This is a genomic window from Deinococcus carri (assembly GCF_039545055.1).
In the GTDB taxonomy this organism is placed as follows: Bacteria; Deinococcota; Deinococci; order Deinococcales; family Deinococcaceae; genus Deinococcus; species Deinococcus carri.
Map to the genome: position 1 here is coordinate 148,839 of NZ_BAABRP010000003.1, position 18,810 is coordinate 167,648.

Genomic DNA, 18,810 nt, shown 5'->3' on the forward strand with positions numbered 1-18,810 from the left:
GGGCACCATGAGTCAGGCGATCGACGCCCGGCGGACCGTCATCCGCCGCCCGGACTTCACCGCGCGGGCGCTGGTGCCGCTGGGCCTCTTTTTCGGGCTGGCGCTGGTGTTCCCCTTCCTGCCGCTGGGAGCGCGGGCCGAATACCTGCTGCAAATCGCCTTCTTCACGCTGGTGGCGGGGGTGCTGGCGCTGTCGTGGGACATCCTGGCGCGCAGCGGGCAGGTCAGCCTGGCGCACGCAGCCTTTTACGGGCTGGGGGCCTACGGCTTCGCGCTGCTGGTCAAGGTGCTGCCCTGGTTCCTGGCGATGCCCCTCGCCGCGCTGCTGGCCGGGCTGGTCAGCCTGATTCTGGGGGCGGTGACCATGCGCCTGAGCGGGATGTATTTCGCCATTGCCACCCTGGCCTTTACCGAGGTCGTGCGGACCGTTATCCAGAACCTGCCGGAATCGGTGGCGGGCGGCGCGAACGGCCTGCTGGTGCCCGCGCTGCTGGGCGGCAACGCGCGGGCGCAGTATTTCCTGGCCTTCGGGGTGCTGCTGTTCACGGCGCTCGTGAGTCTCGCCCTTCGCCGCTCCAGGTTGCACCACGCCTTCGCCGCCATCCGGCAGGGCGAGGAAACGGCGCGGGTGCTGGGGGTCAGCGTGGTGCGCTACAAGCTCACCGCCTTTTTCATCTCCTCCTTCCTGGCGGCGCTGGGCGGCGTGCTGTTCGCCGGAAAGACCTTTTTCATCAATCCGCTGGAAACCTTCAGCCTCGCCAACTCCATCGCGCCGCTCACCACCTCCATCTTCGGCGGGCTGTACACCACGCTGGGGCCGATCCTGGGCGCGGCCGTGCTGCGCGTGGCGGAGGAAGTGCTGCACGCCTACGTGAAGAACGGCTCCCTCGTCGTCTACGGCCTGGTGCTGATGCTGAGCATCCTGTGGCTGCCGCGCGGGCTGATGGGCCTGTTTCGGCGCGGGAAGCACGGGGGGGAGTTGTGACGGCCGTCAGCAGTCAGCCGTCAGCGGTCAGCCAGCAGGAAGTCGTGCTGCGCGCCGAGGGTCTCAGCAAGAGGTTCGGTGGTTTGAAAGCCGTGCAGAACGTGACGTTCACGCAGTACGACGGCGAGATTCTGGCGGTCATCGGACCGAACGGGGCGGGCAAGACCACGCTGCTCAACCTGCTGTCGGGGGTGTACCGGCCCAGCTCCGGGCGGCTGCACCTGCTGGGGCGGGACGTGACGGAGGAGAGCATGGAGGCGCGCTGTCACGCGGGGCTGGGCCGCGCCTTCCAGATTGTGCGGCCTTTTCCCGAGATGACCGTGCACGAGAACGTGACGGTGGGGGCGCTGTTCGGCAAACGCGGTGTCACTACACACAATAAATGCGAATTACACAAATTAAATGCGAATGACCCTTCCCAGCAGAGGGTCGCTGCTTGAACAAAGCCCCACCACGCTTTGCGAGCCTGCCGGATGATGACGGCGTATGGCTCCTGACGTGGCTGGGGCTTTTTGACATCGATTCCAACATGCCGACCCAGCGCACCATGCGCGGGGTCGTTCAACGCATCCGGGACTCCAGTGGTAAGACCTTTCGGGAAGTGTTTCAGAACGGCTACCCCGAGCGGCGGGAGGCCTTCGACAACATGCGCCTTGTGCAGTTCGCGGTCGGCGACCTGCCGATGCTCTCCATCGGAACCTTCTTCAGCAAGGGACGCGCCTACGCACCGCGACGGGGCCTGCTCCGCGAACAATCCTTCAAAATCGATTTCGGCAGGCAGCAAGTGTTCCGGCTCGGAGACCCGCCGACACTCTTGCCCTTCGAGTCCCTCGTTGCGAGGCACGCCGAACCCGTCGTGAACCAGAGCGCCGTCACCGCCTTCACGCGCTCCACCGACCCCTACGGCATCTGCGTGCCCGTGGCCGAACTGCTGCGCTGGTGCTACGGTTCGTCTTCCCGAATGCTCCAAGCCGTGCTGTCCGACGAACTGGCCCGCGTCCTCGACTGGGTCGATGAGCACGCACTCCTGAACGGGAACCGTCTCGATCTGGTGCTCCCACCCGGCTTTCCCCCACAGGATGCCTACACGCTGGCGTGGCTCTCTCAAGACACCCAGGCGCGTTTGCAAGCCCTGAACATCGACCGGAGCATCGCCGTCACGCGGGGGCGTGGCCGGGAGCGCGGCGACCCCACATCCGGCATCAGTCATCCGAGCGCCCTCTTCCCCTACAACGGCGTTCGCCGCGTACGCGCGCGGGGAAGGTGGGTCCCCGCCCCAGAGGGGAGTCCCAGCCGCCGCCGCTTTCTGGTGCATCAGATCCTCGATGTCGACTACCGCTTGCCCTATGAGGTGACCCTCCCCATCCCACAGACGGGAGAAGAGGCCGACGCCCCACAGGGTGAACGCAACCGCAGGTTGCCCCCAGTTCAGGGTCAGCACACCGTCCTCGTGTCCGATCAGGAACCCCGGCGCGGTGGACAGGCCCGCCTCCTCAGTGCGTTGCCCTCTCAGTTCTCCGATGAGAAGGTTCTCCCCCGCGAAGAGGGAATCGCCCAGGCCCCTGACAACCTCACCTTCTTCGCGGCACCGACCCCCATAGGCACCTTTTCCACGGGCCTTGGCAGCGACGTCCACTCCCATGCCCGGCAGGTAACCATCACGCGCAAAGCGAACGACGAACCCCCTGAAATGGCCCCTCCTCCAGCACGCGACGACCTCGCTGCCCTCCGCCGCGTGGCGGACCTGTTGCGCGAGGCTGGCTTCCAGACCGAGGAAGTCCCTGTGCCGCTTCCACCGGAGCATGCAGAACATCTCGTGGTTCACGTCTTTCAGCCGCCCTTCCACGCCTACCTCGCCGAAAGGGCGCGCCGCCCCGGTGAATATGGGCCTTTGCTCGTCGCCGCCCGGCTGGGGCTTGCACCAGCCACCACCGACGACCTGCGGCCCCTTCTCACCACCCGGCAGGGCCGCCGCTCCTGGCCTGCAGCCCTGCCCGGCTGGCAATTGCTCACCGTCCCACACGCCTTCACTGACGACCAGCGCTTCGCGGCGGGCGTGCAGGGTCGCCTTGAAAGGCTGCGGGGCCAGGAACAACAAGGAGGCATCCAGCCCGTGAAGCCCAGTTCGCCTTAAAGGCTGTCGTCCTCGTAGACATAGGGCGGGTTCCAAACGATCATCGGCAAAGGCTCTGGGACACCGGGGAGCAAGTCATCTTTCAGGCCACGTAACACCAGCTTCGCGGTCTCTCCGGGATGCTCAGAGGCATAGGCGCGACGCAGAGCATCCAGGCGCTCGCCATAAAACTCGAAGCCCTCGGCTGGGACAGCCAGGGCCGCCGCCACCTGAACGCGGTACTGCTCCAGCGTCCAGTTTGGGTTCCCGGAGACGCGGTGCCCCGCCTTCTGACGGTTGCACTCGGCACAAGCCCCGACCAGATTGCTGAGGTGGCTGGTTCCCTCCAGGGCCTTCGGCGTCTGGTGTTCGACGTGGGCAGCTCTCGCCCTGCCGCAATACCAGCACATGTCGGCACTTTTGCGGTAGATGGTTCGGCGCTCAGTCTCCGTAAATGATTCGGCCATGTGAACGCAGCATCTCACAGCCGTCAGAGCCGGGGGCCTTGCTTTCTCTCAGTCACCAGGACACAATTACGTCAGGTGACATAATGGAACAGGAAAAACCCCTCACTCCCCGGCAACGCGACGTGCTCGCGGAAGTCGCCCGGCTCCAGGCTCTGGGCGAGAACATCACCACAGGGCGGCTGGCCGAACACCTCGGGATGCCCCGCCAGAACGTCCGGATGTACCTCCTCATCCTGGTCGAACGCCAGCTCGTTCACTACGACGCCAGCGAACGCCGCACCGCCGTGATTCAACTCAGCGACCGTGGACGGGCTTACCTCCACCTTCCGCCCATCGTCCTCTCCCTGCCTATCGTCGGTGACGTGGCGGCAGGCCCGCCCGGATACACCAGCGAGCATGTCGAAGGGTACGCCACGCGCTTGCAGGATTTGCTCTCGCTCCACGAAGGCGATTTCCTGCTGCGCGTGCGCGGTGAAAGCATGATCGGCATCGGCATCTACCCCGGCGACTACGTGGTCATCCGTCCCAGCGCCGCCGAGCCACACAATGGCGAGATCGCCCTCGTGGCCGTGCCCGGTGAAGACACCGCCACCCTGAAGCGCTGGCACCGCAACAACGGTACGGTGACGCTGTTCTCGGAAAATCCGGACTACCCGCCCATGACCTTCAAGACCGTGGACGTCCTCGTGCAGGGCTGCCTCGTGGGTCACATCGGCACAGGCCGCGCCCGGCAAACCCGCAACCTCAACCCCCAGGGGTAACCACCGGAGGAGCCTCGTGACGCCGCCCACCCTGACGCTGTTCACGCCCCACCGCCCACCTTCAGCCATCCGGCGGCAGGTCTACCGCCTGCTGACCGAACATTGCGGACCCTGCCTGCTGCTGTGGCGCGAGACCCCCGACGCTGAGCGGCGCATCTCGTACCGCCTCAGCGGCACGTGGCGGCACCCGCACGCGGTCATCCACGCCCGGCTGGTGGTCATCTCCGACCTGCTGGTGCGGACATGACGCCTCTCTCGCGCATCACCGAAGTGCTGCCGGACTGCCACCACCGCCTCTGGGTGACCGTGGACGAGGAACGCACCCTGCATGTCGCCCTGCGGCCCAGCGAAGGCCCGGACAGCCTGCTGCCGCTCAGCGCCGAGCACGTCTTCCGCCGCGCCGAAGTCACCGAGGACGGACAGGCGGTGCGCTGGCCCGGTGGGTTCACATTGAGCCTCGCAACGCTGTGTGCCCGGCAGGAGACGCCATGGCTCAGCCACCTGGGCGACCTGGCCGCCCGTGACCGCTACCGGCCCCTGCTGCCCCTCTTGCGGCACTGCACATCGGGGGCTTACCTGCGCGCCCAGCCCGAGCGGCACCACCTCATGCAGACGTTCGGAATCAAACCCGGTGAACTCAACTCGATCATCGAAGCGTACCCCGCGCCGGAGGCGCTGACACTCCACCGCCTGCACGACATCGCGCTGCTCCTGCGGCACCACCTGTTCCCCGACCTGCCCGCCGCGCTGCTGAGGCGTCCGTGGCCGTACGCACAGCACCGCTGCCCGAAGGAAGACCTGCTGCACACCATGCAGGGGTGCCTGCTGCGGGGGAGGCTCGACCTCATCGAGGATCCGCTGTGGGCGCTTGTGCGGGGCGAAGTCGTCAAAAGCTGATTTTTCAGCTGTGGGAGCTGGTTTTTCTTCTTCCACCTGGGTACGGTGGAAGGGTGAAACCGATACGACTTAGGGCACTGGGCATCCTCCTGGGAGGAGCATTCTGGATGACATCAGCAGGTGCAGCGTTTGCACCACCTGAAAACCTAAAAGGGTTAAAGTTCTGCTTTATCGGGGCGAAAGTGAGCGCTGAGGCAGCCCAATTCGATGGCAAGGGAATAGAAGATAAAATTAGCAAAGACCTATTGGTCCAACTTGGTAAATATAAGATTACCTCAAACGATTGCTCCAAGGGTAATGCGCTTCAATTAACAGTGTCCCTTCTATACAATACGGATGTAAATGTCTCCGTATTTAACGTCAATTGGTCACTCTATAAAATTGACAATAAGCCCTCCACACCCGGTACAGTGTCTATATACAGCCGGTCCGGCTTAGGTTATAAATCCGGGCGCGGGAATGCAATTACCGAAGAAATACAGGATTACTTTTTAGAACTAACTGCATTATTTATCAATGATTACTTATCAGTAAATTACCGATAATAGAAATCTGGCGCAAACAATTAACGCAAGAAACAAAAGAGAATTCTCCACCGCAAAGCTCAGGGGTACATTTCGCCTATACTTGAGATAAGAAACCCCTATGACCCAGACCCATCCCAGCGACCGCCGCTTCTTCACGAACGAGCCGGGTGCCACGCTGCACGACCGTTTCGGGAAGATTCTCGACCATGCCCAGTTTTTCGACGTTCTGGTCGGCTACTTCCGCACCAGCGGCTACAAGGCGATGCACGACAAGCTGAACAGCGTGGAGAAGATGCGGATCCTCGTGGGTCTGAACGTCGACCAGCGCAGTTTCGACCTCTTCTCGCAGGCCCATCAGGGCATGCTGGACTTCGAATCCCACGCCCGGTCGAAGGAGCAGTTCACCGAGCAACTTGTCAACGAACTGGAGTACGGGGACGACGCCGCAGAAGTCGAGGCCTCCGCGCGGCAGTTCATCGGGTCCATCCAGAGCGGGCAGCTCGAACTCCGCGCTTTCCCATCTCAGGACCTCCACGCCAAGGTCTATATCTCGCGCTTCCCGGACACGTTCCCTGATTACGGGCGCGTCATCACCGGTTCCAGCAACTTCAGCCTGAACGGCCTCGTCGCACAGCGAGAGTTCAACGTCGAACTCAAAGACCGCAACGACGTGGACTTCGCCCTCGCGAAGTTCGAGGACCTCTGGCGCGATGGCGTGGACGTCAGCATGACCTACGTCGACACGGTCCAGCAAAAGACGTGGCTCTCCGAGGCCATCACGCCTTACGAGATCTACCTGAAGTTCCTCTACGAATACTTCAAGGAGGACATCAACCTCGACAACGAGGTGGACATCGACCTGCCCGACGGCTTCATGGATCTCGCTTACCAGAAGCAGGCCGTGTTGACCGCCCGCAAGATCCTCGAAGCGTATGGCGGCGTCTTCATCGCAGACGTGGTCGGTCTCGGGAAGACGTACATCAGCGCGATGCTCCTGCAAGGGTACCCGGGGCGAAAACTGGTCATCTGCCCCCCGCCCCTTGAAAACTACTGGCGCGAAACCTTCCTTGAATTCGGCGTGCGCGGCGTGGAGGTCCGCTCGCTCGGCAAACTGGACGAGATTCGCGAACGCGGCACCGAGAAGTACCAGTACGTCCTGATCGACGAGGCCCACCGCTTCCGGACGGACACCACCCAGACCTACCAGACCCTGCATGACATCTGCTGGGGCAAGCGCGTCATCCTGGTGTCTGCCACACCGCTCAACAACCGCCTCGAAGACATCCTCAGCCTGCTGAAACTGTTCCAGCCCGCGCGGCGGGGGACGATTCCCGGTGTGCCGAACCTCGAAGCCTTCTTCAAGGAGTTGAACCAGTCCCTCAAGCTGTACGAGAAGGGCACACCCGAGTACCTCGAAGCGGTCAAGCGGGCCTCCGAGCAGGTGCGTGAGAAGGTGCTCTCGCACGTCATGGTCCGGCGGACCCGTACAGAGATCCAGAAGTTTTTCTCGCAGGATCTCCAAGAGCAGAACCTGAGTTTCCCGACTCTCGCGCCGCCTCAACGCATCATCTACGAATTTGACGAGAGAACAAACGAGGTCTTCGACGAGACGATGGAGTTGCTGCGGGAGTTCCAGTACACCCGTTACACGCCTCTGCTGTACCTCCAGAAGGCGATTACCGGGCAGCAGCGGCAGGGGCAACGGAACGTCGGCGGGTTCATGAAAGGCATCCTCGTCAAACGCCTCGAATCGTCGTTTCATGCCTTCCGCCTCACGGTCGCCCGCTTCATCACGTCGTATGAACGCTTCATCGAGATGTTCGAAGGGGGCACCATCCTCATCGGCAAGAACCTCGACGTGTACGAACTCCTCAACAGCGACGACGAGGCTCGATTGCTCGACCTGGAGGGCAAGGGCAAGCTCGACCGTTACGCAGCCACCGACTTCGATGACGAGTATCTGCCCAGGCTCCGGCAGGATCTCGATCTGCTCCGCCGGATCCAGTCGCTCTGGCAGGACGTTCATGAGGATCCAAAGCTCGACGCTTTCCTGCATGAACTGAAAGTCAACCCACGCCTGAAAGGGCAGCGCGTGCTGATCTTCACGGAGTCGAAGGAGACCGGAGCTTATCTGTACGAACATCTGCGCAGCGAGTACGGCAACGAGGTCATCGCCTACGCCAGCAACGGTGGTCGGCACGACGGTCAAAGCCTCAGTGTGCAAACCGCGCGCAGCATGATCGAGAACGCCTTCGACCCCAAGCGCGCGCGCAAGGAGGAGTCCCCCTTGCGTCTGCTCGTCACGACCGATGTGCTCGCAGAAGGGATGAACCTGCACCGCGCTGCTGTGGTGATCAACTACGACCTGCCGTGGAACCCTACGCGGGTTCTTCAACGCGTGGGACGCGTCAACCGCGTCGGTACGAAGCACACCGAAGTCTCGGTCTTCAACTTCTTCCCCACCGCTCGTTCGGAGAGTCACCTCGGCCTGGAGCAGCGCATCAAGGCCAAGCTCCAGAGCTTTCACGACACGCTCGGTGAGGACGCCAAATACCTCAGCGACGACGAGGAGATTGCCAGCCACAACTTCAGCGACCGGCTCTACCAGCGCCTCAGCACGAAAGCTGGCCTCGAAGAGCAGGAGGAGCGCAGTGAATTGCAGTACCTGCAACTGCTGCGTGACATCCGGGACAAGGAGCCGACACTCTTCGAACGCATCAAACGCCTGCCTCGCAAGGGGCGCAGCGCACGCCCCCACGAGCGCAGCACCCTGATGACCTTCTTCCGCCAGGGCAAGCTCAAGAAGGTGCTCGCCAGCATGCCCGGACAGTACAAAGTCAGCGAGGTGAACTTCTTCGAAGCGGTTGACCTGCTCGCCTGCCCGCGTGACCTCGCTCGCGTCCCGATGCCGAAGGATTACTTCGACCTGCTTCAGCGCAACAAGGAGCAGTTCGAAAGCCTCACGACGCCTGAGGAACGCATGGGGGCCACTGGAGCCAGCCATGATCGCCACCTCGCCACCTTGCTGCGGTCGTCCGAGATGCGCCGCGTGGCGGAATTCACCGACGAGGACGAGCTCTTCCTTCAGCAAGTGCGCGCCGCCCTCGACGCGGGCACCGTCCCTCACAAGACCCTTCAGACCATCCGCAAAGAGATCGATGCGGCCTTGAAGAAGGGGGGGCTGCGCCCACTTCAGATCCTTGGCTGCTTCCGCAAGCACGTCACTCCCGCTCACCTCGCCCCGCTTCACTCGGGGCCGCCCGGTCAGCAGCAAAGCCGCGAGGTCATCCTCTCGGCGTACCTCGTTGGAGACCCCACATGAACCACGAACAGGCCTGCCGCCTTATCCACACCACCTTCGAAGCGCCTTACGACGAGACCCGCTTCCGCGTCTTCGTCCGCAACCTCCTCGGCCACTGGCAAGAGGAGCAGCGTCCCGCTTCGAGCGGGTCAGCGGTCAGCGAGGCGTTTCGCGATACCGTCACACAGGTCAAACACCTCGGGCACTTCACCGACGCTGCGCGGCAGGATGTCGATGTCCTCGCCGTTCGCCTGAAAAGCGGCCTGACACTGGAACGCGCGCGCACCGCGCAGCGCAACTTCGTCGCGCGGTATCTCGAAGGAAGTGGGCGGGACGCGGCCATCGTCGCCTTCTACAGCGAAGACACCACCGAATGGCGCTTCTCGCTGATCAAGCTCGAACTCAACTACGTCACGCGAGAGGATGGGAAAGGGGCGTTCCAGAAGAATGTGACCCCGGCCAAGCGCCTCTCCTTCCTCGTGGGTCCCGGTGAGGGCAGCCACACGGCCCAGCGGCGACTCGTCGGCCTCCTCGAAGACGAAGGCACACCAACGCTCGCGGCCATCGAGGACGCCTTCAGCATCGAAGTCGTCACCGACGAGTTCTTCGAGAGCTACAAGCGTCTGTTCCTGACACTCAAGGGCGACCTCGACGACATTGTGGCGAGCGACGTCCAGGTGGCCGCCGAGTTCAGCGCGAAAGCCATCGACACCGCCACGTTCGCCAAGCGGCTGATGGGGCAACTCGTCTTCCTCTACTTCATCCAGAAGAAAGGTTGGCTCGGTGTGGAGAAGCACCACCGCTGGGGTGAAGGGCCGCGCGACTTCCTGCGCAGGCTCTACCGGAAAGACATCGTTCCGTACGACAACTTCTTCGACGACCTGCTCGAACCACTGTTCTACGAGGGCCTGGCCCTCGACCGCAGCGTGGAGGATCACTACTTCCACCACCTGCGTTGCCGTGTGCCCTTCCTGAACGGCGGCCTGTTTGAGCCGATGAACGGGTACGACTGGGTGAACATCGGTATCCGGGTGCCGGACCAGCACATCGGCGACGTGCTCGACACCTTCGACCTCTACAACTTCACCGTGCAGGAAGACTCCCCGCTGGACAAAGAGGTCGCCGTCGACCCGGAGATGCTCGGGAAAGTCTTCGAGAATCTGCTGGAAGTTACCGACCGCAAGAGCAAGGGGGCGTTCTACACGCCCCGCGAGATCGTGCACTACATGGCGCAGGACGCCCTGATCCACTACCTCGACCGGGGCATGAACTTCGGCGAGGTGGAACTCGTGGCGGCGGCGCAGCCGGGCCTCTTCGGCAGCGCTGTGGCTCTCACGCGGCAGCCGATGCTGAGCAACCGCACCTACACCGAACGGGTGCCGGTCGCGGACATTGCCTCGTTTATTCGCTACGCCGATCTGGCGATAGAGAACGACGCCGCCACCGCCGCGAAAGGGCAAGAAACTGCGGCATACAGCTTCAAGGTGCCCGCGAGCATTCGAACCCATGCCCGTGAACTTGATGATTTGCTGGCCCGCGTGAAGGTCATCGACCCGGCCATCGGCTCCGGGGCGTTCCCGGTGGGTGTGCTGACCGAGATCATCCGCAGCCGCGCCTTCCTCACGCCGTTTCTGGGGAGCAATGAGGACCGGAGCGCCTACACGCTCAAACGCCACGCGATCTTCGAGAGCATCTATGGCGTGGACATCGACGCCGCCGCTGTAGACATCGCCAAACTGCGCCTCTGGCTCTCCCTGGTCGTGGACGAAACCGACTTCAGCAGTATCAAGCCGCTGCCGAACCTCGACTACAAGATCGTCGTGGGCAACACCATGAGCCGCATCGAAGGGTTCACGGACTTCGCCGCGCGGGACCGACTGGCAGAACTCAAACAGACCTACTTCAACGAAAGCCAGCGCACCCGCAAGCAGGAATTGCGGCAGGAGATCAACGAAGCCACCCAGAAGGTGTATGCGGCGGCCCGGCACTGGGGTCAGGACGGCACCTTCGACTTCCATGTGGCCTTTGGCGAGGTCTTCCGCGAAGGCGGCTTCGACATAGCCATCGGCAACCCGCCTTATGTACGGCAGGAACTGATCAAGGAGCTCAAGCCGGCACTGAAGAAGGCGTTTCCGGACGTCTACAACGGGACGGCGGACCTCTACACGTACTTCTACGGGGCCGCGCTGGAGGTGCTGAAGCCAGGCGGTGTGCTCGCGTTCATCACACCGAACAAGTGGTTCAAGGCGAACTATGGCAAAAGCCTGCGCCGCCACCTCGCAGAGAAGATGGCGATCCACAACATCATCGACTTTGGGGAACTGCCCGTCTTCAAGAACGCCACGACCTACCCGATGATTTTCATAGCCGAGAAGAAGGATGGCCGGACGGTGGACACGGTGCTGACCGAGGTGAAAAACCTGGCAGCCCCTTATCCGGACATCGAGCTTCTGGTTGCAGAGCAGGGGCAGATTCTGCCGCAGGATGCCATCAAGGGCGACGAGTGGCGACTCATGAGCAATGACCTTGCGAAAATGGTCGAGCAAATGCGGTCGCGGGGCATTCCCCTTGGGGAGTATGTCGGTAACAAGATCTATTGGGGAATAAAGACCGGATGCAACGAGGCATTTGTCATCGATGCGGAAAAGCGGGATGAACTTATTGCCGCTGATCCAAACAGCGCCGAAATCATTAAGCCCCTTGCAGTGGGCGATGATGTCAGGCGCTGGCATATCAGGGATAAAAAGCGCTACCTCATTGTGACTCGAATTGGCGTAGACATTCAGCGTTACCCTGCTGTCTTTGCCCATCTTAAAAAGTTTGAAGATCGCCTTCGTGCCCGATCTGATCAGGGAAATCATTGGTGGGAACTGCGCTCTTGCGACTACTACGATGCATTCGATAGGCCCAAGATTATCTACCCAGACATTGTCCAGCACGGCCGCTTTACGATTGATAAGTCCGGCACGTTTTCAAACGATACAACATTCATATTGCCAGCTGAAGACTATTATTTATTAGCCTTACTAAATTCGAAAGTTGTATGGAATTACTTAATTTCAGTTAGCGCATCCATTCAAGGGAAATCACTGAGAATGAAGAAGATATATGTATCAACGATTCCCATTCCGGACGCCGATAATACTACCAAAAATCAACTTTCCGAATTAGCTAAAAATTGTTTGGAGAATAAGAGAGGAGATTTGGACAAAGTGGAAGCTGAAATCAACGAAGTCGCTACTAAACTATACGGATTATAAACCATATAGCTTAGATACCAAATTGCTAATCGTTTTCTCCAATAGAAGCCTGTCAGCTTTTGGATTGCTTAGAAGTATGTCAACAAGGGCAATAATCTCTTGTCGACACTCTTCGGTGGCAACTGGAATTGGCATACTTTCGAGATCCTGCTTGAAAATTCGCAGCGTATTTCCTTTAAATACGGCAAAACTTTGGAGACAAAGATTCCAAAAAGGAGCGGAGTTGAGAACGCCAAGGAGATACTTATCTTCTATTGCAATCATATAAGCGGTATTGCCAAAAAATGTTCCCGAATAATCAAGGGTAAATCTAGGCTCTTGAGCCATGTCTGGGTAGATAATCTTGGGCTTGCCGAACTCTTGAAAATAAGCTATATCATCCTGAATCTCGTACCACTTATATGTTCCAGCTTTGCGACCCGGCCACCGTTCTGACTCGTCCCAATCTTTTGGACGTGGTTCGAGACGTTCGCGGAACTGATCCAGGTGGGCGAGGATGGCGGGATATTTTTCGATTTCTATTCCGCGTCGAGTAAAGATCAGGTAGCGCTTTTTATCCCTGATATGCCACCTACGTACGTCGTCGCCGACGGCTAAGGGCCGAATCAGATCCGCACTTTTTGGATCTTTCTCAATGAGTTGCGTGCGTGTCTGCTCGTCAATCACGAAGGCGTCGTTACAGCCTGTGAGTACGCCACGGTAGATCTTGTTACCAGTTGCCTACGCTTTGAACCAAAGCGTCATCGCTCCACTTGGCGTAGATCCGCGCCGTGGCGAGGTTGGTGTGCCCCAGATGCCGCGCCACGCATTCAAGGCTGCCCGTTTCGCGGCTCAGGCGCGTACCTGCGTAGTGGCGCATGGAGTGCCACGCCCGGTAAGGCACCGCCGTGAGGTCGCACAGGGCTTTCAACGTACGCCGGGCCGTCTGGTACGTCATGGCCTCTTCGGGGCACAGCGGGGCCGCTTTGAGCGCCTCCCTGAGCGTCCGGCTCAGGACGACCCGCCTGGCCTTCCCGCCCTTGCCATTGCGGACCATCAGTGCGTCCTCCGTCACGTCGTCTGCTTTCACGCTCAAGGCCTCACTGATCCGCAGCCCAGCATGGGCACACAACAGGATCAGCCGCCGGAACTTCGGCGGGCTGGCGTTCACGAGGGTGTCGATCTCAGCCACCTGATATGGCAGACGCTTCTCCCATGGTGGCGTCGGATCTCTCATTGCCTTGACGTCCTGAAGGGGATCAGTCTGGATGTCGGTCGCCCAGCGGAGGGCGCGGTAAAAGGCACGGACACCAGCCATTCTGACCCGAACGGTAGCCGCAGCCTTCCCGACAGTCTCCATGCCCCTGACCCAGAGAAGGCCCTGCTCAGGGGTGGCACGGAGGATGTTGACGGCATTGCGCTTTGCGTAGGTGAGAAACTGACGGACACTGGTGGTGTACGAGCGCAGAGTGTGGTCGCTGATCCGCCCGCCCGCCTCTCCGAAGGCCAGCAGATGCGCCTTCATCAGGTCGCATAGTGTTTGTTGATCACCGTTCTGAACAGCCTGAAAGGTCTGACGCCGGAGTTCGGCGCGCGGGAGTGACAGAAGCCGCTGGGACTGGTTTAGGGGGCCGCGGTAAAGCTCCAATGCATAAGGCATAGAACAGATTCTGACGCGCTACCTCCGCATCGCGTTCGCCTCTACTGCCGTGCCCGCCGCCCTTCCCGTGACTGGTTTTCCGCGCCCCGCCTGTAGATCCACATCGTCGAGGCGCAGGGGCGCTTGCCAACACGGCGCTCCACCCAGTCCGCCATCTCCTCGTAGGTCATAGGAACCCGCTGCATCGCCGCGTGCAGGTCCGCCTCCTGCTCGGCGGTCAACAGGCGCTTGCGGGGGTTGGGGCGACCCCGCTGGTGGTGTCGCATGGCGTCCGGCCCACTCTCGTTGTAGACGCTGACAGTGCGGAAGACCAGTTCTCGTGATGCCCCCAGCGCCTGAGCCACAGGCAGCGCCTCTTCCACTCCGTGGTAATGACAGAGGATTTCCCAGCGCCGCCTTTCCCGGGCTGTCGGGGCCGCCTGCAACTCCGCACGAAGTTCTTCGAGGCTGAGGTGAGGCACGAGGGGCGTCCGCTTGTAGGGCCGACGCCCGTTCGCCCGGCTCACCTGGTCAGCGACGGCCACGTACCACGCTGGAGCCGCCGCAAAGTTCACCATCAAGGGCCGCTTGTAGACGCGCGCCGTTTCACAGGCCCGGATGAGCCGCTGGGGCCAGTCCTCGATCAGGTCAGTCACCCGCTGCATCAGGCGTCGGCGGTCGGGGAGGGCATGATCCTCGAAGGCCCGGTTGCGGCGCTCAGGAGGGGCCTGCAAGACCTCGTGACCACAGGTCCGGGTCAGGTATGCCTCCATGTCCCCCTGAACCACCACAGCGAGCAACTGGTGGAGCACGTCGAAGCCCTCAATGGCTGGAACCTCATGGCCGGGGGTCCATGGCATGACGCCGCAGCGCAGCGCCTCCAGAAGCTGGGCCTGCAAGGTCACGAGGGCGGGGGCTGCTGGTCTGGTGGGGGCGTCGCGCAGGTCGGCCTCGCAGGCCGCGCAATAGCCGAAGGGCGGCTCTGGTTGCACGCTCCAGTCCTGACCGAATCCGAGGTCATTGCGCTGAGGGGCATAGGGGGCCTGACAACGCGGGCAGGCATCCAGCAACTCACAACCGTGCTCCGGACAGGCGGTCATGAACGAGAGCCGCCAGTGGAGCCGGAGGTACAGCTTTTCGCGCAGACAGTGGGGGCAATACACCACACCGGGCCGTTCACGCAGGTAGCCCTTCTTGTAGAGGGGCAGCACCCAGCGAGGCAGGCTCCGGGGCTGGAAGCCGGGAAACAGCCGCCCCTCGAAAGCCCGCAGCGACAGGGCCTCCACCCGTTCAGGCGTAACCCCAGTGGCCGCGGCCAGTTGCTCGACCACGTCCGGGCGAAGATGGCGGTCCGCGTCGTGAACCCAGAAGTTCGCGTCTCCCGTGAGCATGCGGGTGAAGAACGGCAGGCGCTGCACGTTGGCATGGGCGAGGCGCATCAGCCATGAGGTGAACAGTTCCCCATCGTAGGGACGGGGCCGGACAGGCAACAGGCCTTCCACGGTGATCCTCCAGAATGCGTGGCCGAGGCCGACGGGGTCTTACTCGGCGTCCTCGTCGTCTTCATCGCCCTGGTCGATGCCGAGGGCCGCGAGACGGTCACGGTAGTCGAAGCGGTAGACCAGTCCGGCCTCCGCTGCACTCGCCGCTTTGTCGCGCTCCTCAGGCGGCAGCCACTTGAGGTCCAGAAGCAGCGGAATGGTGATACGTTCCCGGCCACTGAGGATGGCTTCGGTGGCCGCCCGCTTGAGCAGACGACTGAGTTCACCGATCAAGCCCCCGCTGAGGATCAGCAGCAGTGGCGCGAGGCGTTCAGAAGCGAGATTCGAGGCGCGCCTCAGGGGCAGGGCCGATTCGAACGAGGCAAGAAGCTGGAGGAAGTCGCCATCGAGTTGCCACTTGGGAAGCACGAAGGGCGGGAAGCGGTTCTGGACCTGCTTGTCTTCCCGCAGCATCAGCAGGGCGTCGAAGGTTCCGGTCAGGATGATGGGGCGACCGAGGGAGTTCCCGAGTTCCTTGATGGCGTTCAGCATCTGCTGGCGGCGCGTGCCGGTCCCCGCGAGGCTGTTGTTGATCTCATCGATGACAAGCACCTGCAAGCCTGTCTTCAAGAGGAGGTCGGTCAACTGAAAGAGCTTCTTGTCGATGCGGTCGCTCGGCTTGTAGATCGCGCCCAGTTCCTTGAGCAGGTGGTTGTAAAACCGCTCCTCATCCGGGGCACTCGGCGCGTCCAGAACGATCACCGGGCGCTCTGCACGGGCCGCGTGGGGGTCATCCACCACCGGATGCAGTGCCGCAAAGCGGTTCACAATGGTTGACTTGCCGTTGTTGGTGTCCGCCGTCAGCAGCATGTTCGGCGGGCGCGTCACTACGGGATAGCTGTAGAGGGTCTCCATCTCCACGAGGGCCGCCTTCGCCTGCGGGTACCCGATCCAGCGGTCTCTCTTGATGAACGCGATCCGCTCCGCGTCCGGTGCCTTCAACAGCGCCGCAGCCGCCTCGATCAACTGCCGTTCTTGTGCCACCTGACATACCCCCGGGTGTCATGGTAACCAGTCTGGTGCAGGAGGGCAAGTGGTCAAACAAATATGACTGGCGACCACCACGTCCACCCGTCCGATGGCGTATTGCCGGATGCGCGCTTGCATCCGGCCCTCGGACGGGCCGCCGTGGTAAAGCGGGAGGGCAGCACGTTGGAACACCCCCAAATCTATCCAGCCCCCCGAAGTCCATACTCCCCATACGCGTTGTCGGATGCCCGCATGTTCATCACCAAGCATGGGGAGGGCGGGAGGTCCAGAGGCTCAGTCATCCTCCTCATCGTCGGCGGTAGCCAGCAGACCTGCGGCCGCTGGCGCTTGCTCCAGCTGCTTTAAGAGCTGGTGGCGTTGCACACTCTTGGGACGCAGTGACGGGAACGCATACGGCACCAGATATTCCTCCGGGGACATCTGTAGGTTAGTACTAGCGCCGCGCACCTCATATCCGAGTGCGCGCAGCCCCTGCAAGACTGGTAGCACATCCATCTCCTTCAATCCCCAGATTTTGGCCAGTTGGTGGACCATCATGCGTTCGCCCACACCATGGCCCTCGACCACCGCCCGCAGCGCCTTCCAGACCTTGCCCCGGGGGCGCGCTCCTGGAAAAGTAAAGCGTGCCTGGATGCGCGATGGATAGTAATAGTAGTCCGATAGTTGGACCAGGTCGTACTTGCCATACACCTCGCGCAAGAACTCTTCGAAGGCCAACCACAGGGCAGTGTGCGTCTCCGCCTGACGGTCCCGCCCGATCAGAACCACCCGCTCCAGAGGAATATGCCAGCTCCGATCCCGACTAGGCCGGAGTTCAAGCTCATAACCATAACCTTCTAGGCGCTCGCCCGCGCTGATGCGCCACTCCTTTTCCCCCAGGTCGGCTTCAACTCGGTAGACCCCCGTGCCGGTCTCGTGTTCCGTCCACTCAAAGCCCGTCCCCAGGCGTCGGTTCCGGGACACGTGCCGCGCGGCCGACACCAGGGGCGTCACCCCACGCTTGGCATGAGCGGCACGGGCCTTGGCCAAAGAGTCCGCTTGGCGGTTGCGCTTCAGGCGAGAAAAAGAGAGGGGCTCGCCAGGCTTCAGATACGGCACCGTCCAGGGGATCGGAAGGCCAAACACCTGGTCGAGGATGGCCAGCGCCAGAATCCGTCCCACTTGAGGCGGAACCGCGTTGCCTATCTGCTCCCCCTGTCCCTTAGAGGTGCCGTGAAGAACGTAAGCGTCAGGGAAAGTCTGCAGCCGCTTGAGTTCCCCGCTGGTGAACACGCGGTTCTCCCAGGAGAAAGGACCAGTGTAGCCCGAGTCGGCAGCCTTGAGCGTCCGCACCGGGCGCTCAGGGTCAGCCTTATAGAGGAAATCCGAAAACTTTGAGCGCCAGGCGAACAACGGGCGCGGATCCCCCATGCGCGCCGTATAGAAGCTGTAGTTTAAGCCTGGAGGAATATCAGGCAGCAAGTGCCCATAGATGCCGCCGATCCCTCGGATCACCCCACTGACGTCGGCCCCTGCAACGGCCTGACCTGCAGGGAAGTGTTCCAGCCCGGTCTCCGCATCGGGGCCATGGGTGGGGCGCGGAAAGGCAAAGGTTCCCGAGCCTTTGCGCACGCCAACCACGAAGAGGCGTTCGCGGTGTTGCGGCACCCCATAATCCGCCGCGTCCAGCACTCGCTCGAACACGTCGTATCCAGCCCGGTCGAACTCTTGCAGGATGCGTGGCCAGGTCTTCCCGCCATCGGCGCTCTTGATTCCGGGCACGTTCTCAAACAGAAAACCCCGGGGCTGAAGCTGCTTGAGCAGCGCGACGTACGGCTCAAACAGTTCCCCACGTGGGTCCTTGGCACCGGGAGCACCTGCCATGCGCCGTCCTGCGGCTGAGAAGGTCTGACACGGCGGCCCCCCGATAATGAAGGCAATGTTGCGCAGGTGGCCCGCGTCGTAAGTACGGATGTCCCCGCAGCGCACCTGCGACCCCGCCAGCATGCCGCCCGGCACCGCGTTGTGGGTCAGCGTCGCGCAGTAGCTGGGGCTGAGTTCGACCATCTCCACCACGTCGAAGCCCGCGTCATGAAAAGCAATGTCCAACCCCCCACCCCCCGAGAAAAGACTCAGGGTCCGCAACTGCTCGGCTGGCCACCGCAAGGAGTGCCGCATCAGCTCACCAAAGCGATCTGCCCAGGGCGTCCTCTCCTCTTCTTGATAAAGGACGGCGAGAATCTCCCCTAGGGGGCGGCCGTCAAGGGCCAGGGGGGAGAACGGGGAGGTGGTCATCTGCTCGTATTCGAGCACGCCCCGCCCCGTTTCGCAAGCCAGAACGGTAATCCTGCAGATTTGGAGCGTGGGATCT

Annotated in this window: 15 protein-coding genes; 9 read left to right on the forward strand and 6 right to left on the reverse strand. The window is 61.8% G+C overall.

What is annotated here, in order from left to right; all coding sequences use genetic code 11:
* Positions 1 to 7: 7 nt before the first annotated feature.
* Genes ABEA67_RS07035 through ABEA67_RS07045 form a run of 3 tightly spaced genes read left to right on the forward strand, consistent with a single transcriptional unit; the run spans position 8 to position 3,119 of the window.
* Entirely contained in the window at positions 8 to 985 is a 978-nt protein-coding gene (locus tag ABEA67_RS07035; protein ID WP_345462984.1) for a branched-chain amino acid ABC transporter permease, read from the forward strand.
* A complete protein-coding gene (locus ABEA67_RS07040) occupies positions 982 to 1,425 on the forward strand; it encodes an ATP-binding cassette domain-containing protein (protein WP_345462987.1) in 444 nt (147 codons plus the stop codon). The genes ABEA67_RS07035 and ABEA67_RS07040 overlap by 4 nt, the downstream gene beginning before the upstream one ends.
* Complete coding sequence (locus tag ABEA67_RS07045) at positions 1,422 to 3,119, forward strand: hypothetical protein (protein WP_345462990.1); 1,698 nt, start codon at positions 1,422 to 1,424, stop codon at positions 3,117 to 3,119. The genes ABEA67_RS07040 and ABEA67_RS07045 overlap by 4 nt, the downstream gene beginning before the upstream one ends.
* On the opposite strand, the gene ABEA67_RS07050 is transcribed toward ABEA67_RS07045, so the two are convergent.
* Complete coding sequence (locus tag ABEA67_RS07050) at positions 3,116 to 3,565, reverse strand: HNH endonuclease (RefSeq protein WP_345462993.1); 450 nt, start codon at positions 3,563 to 3,565, stop codon at positions 3,116 to 3,118. The genes ABEA67_RS07045 and ABEA67_RS07050 overlap by 4 nt on opposite strands.
* A gap of 83 nt (positions 3,566 to 3,648) precedes the next feature.
* Between ABEA67_RS07050 and ABEA67_RS07055 the strand changes: the two genes are divergently transcribed.
* The 6 genes from ABEA67_RS07055 to ABEA67_RS07080 all read left to right on the forward strand — a co-directional run bounded on the left by ABEA67_RS07055 (position 3,649) and on the right by ABEA67_RS07080 (position 12,311).
* The gene (locus tag ABEA67_RS07055) at positions 3,649 to 4,326 is read left to right on the forward strand and encodes a LexA family protein (protein WP_345462996.1); all 678 of its coding nucleotides are present in this window, start codon (positions 3,649 to 3,651) and stop codon (positions 4,324 to 4,326) included.
* A 16-nt stretch (positions 4,327 to 4,342) separates the two neighbouring features.
* The gene (locus tag ABEA67_RS07060) at positions 4,343 to 4,573 is read left to right on the forward strand and encodes a hypothetical protein (RefSeq protein ID WP_345462999.1); all 231 of its coding nucleotides are present in this window, start codon (positions 4,343 to 4,345) and stop codon (positions 4,571 to 4,573) included.
* Positions 4,570 to 5,223, forward strand: a complete 654-nt coding sequence (locus tag ABEA67_RS07065) for a hypothetical protein (protein ID WP_345463002.1) — start codon at positions 4,570 to 4,572, stop codon at positions 5,221 to 5,223. Before ABEA67_RS07060 ends, ABEA67_RS07065 begins: the two co-directional genes overlap by 4 nt.
* Before the next feature lie 107 nt (positions 5,224 to 5,330).
* Positions 5,331 to 5,768: a hypothetical protein gene (locus ABEA67_RS07070; protein ID WP_345463005.1), complete on the forward strand. Its 438-nt coding sequence runs from the start codon at positions 5,331 to 5,333 to the stop codon at positions 5,766 to 5,768.
* A 100-nt stretch (positions 5,769 to 5,868) separates the two neighbouring features.
* Entirely contained in the window at positions 5,869 to 9,072 is a 3,204-nt protein-coding gene (locus ABEA67_RS07075) for a helicase-related protein (RefSeq protein ID WP_345463008.1), read from the forward strand.
* Positions 9,069 to 12,311 carry an Eco57I restriction-modification methylase domain-containing protein gene (locus tag ABEA67_RS07080; RefSeq protein WP_345463011.1) on the forward strand — a complete coding sequence of 1,081 codons (3,243 nt, stop codon included), beginning with the start codon at positions 9,069 to 9,071 and terminating at the stop codon, positions 12,309 to 12,311. Before ABEA67_RS07075 ends, ABEA67_RS07080 begins: the two co-directional genes overlap by 4 nt.
* Here ABEA67_RS07080 and ABEA67_RS07085 read toward each other — a convergent pair.
* The 5 genes from ABEA67_RS07085 to ABEA67_RS07105 all read right to left on the reverse strand — a co-directional run bounded on the left by ABEA67_RS07085 (position 12,306) and on the right by ABEA67_RS07105 (position 18,752).
* Positions 12,306 to 12,977: a TaqI-like C-terminal specificity domain-containing protein gene (locus tag ABEA67_RS07085; protein WP_345463014.1), complete on the reverse strand. Its 672-nt coding sequence runs from the start codon at positions 12,975 to 12,977 to the stop codon at positions 12,306 to 12,308. The genes ABEA67_RS07080 and ABEA67_RS07085 overlap by 6 nt on opposite strands.
* A 43-nt stretch (positions 12,978 to 13,020) precedes the next feature.
* On the reverse strand, positions 13,021 to 13,950 hold the full coding sequence (locus tag ABEA67_RS07090) for a tyrosine-type recombinase/integrase (protein ID WP_345463017.1): 930 nt from the start codon (positions 13,948 to 13,950) through the stop codon (positions 13,021 to 13,023).
* A 41-nt stretch (positions 13,951 to 13,991) separates the two neighbouring features.
* A complete protein-coding gene (locus ABEA67_RS07095) occupies positions 13,992 to 15,431 on the reverse strand; it encodes a TniQ family protein (protein WP_345463019.1) in 1,440 nt (479 codons plus the stop codon).
* A 39-nt stretch (positions 15,432 to 15,470) separates the two neighbouring features.
* On the reverse strand, positions 15,471 to 16,454 hold the full coding sequence (locus tag ABEA67_RS07100) for a TniB family NTP-binding protein (RefSeq protein ID WP_345463021.1): 984 nt from the start codon (positions 16,452 to 16,454) through the stop codon (positions 15,471 to 15,473).
* Between the two features lie 279 nt (positions 16,455 to 16,733).
* The gene (locus ABEA67_RS07105; protein WP_345463023.1) at positions 16,734 to 18,752 is read right to left on the reverse strand and encodes a DNA cytosine methyltransferase; all 2,019 of its coding nucleotides are present in this window, start codon (positions 18,750 to 18,752) and stop codon (positions 16,734 to 16,736) included.
* Positions 18,753 to 18,810: the final 58 nt, after the last annotated feature.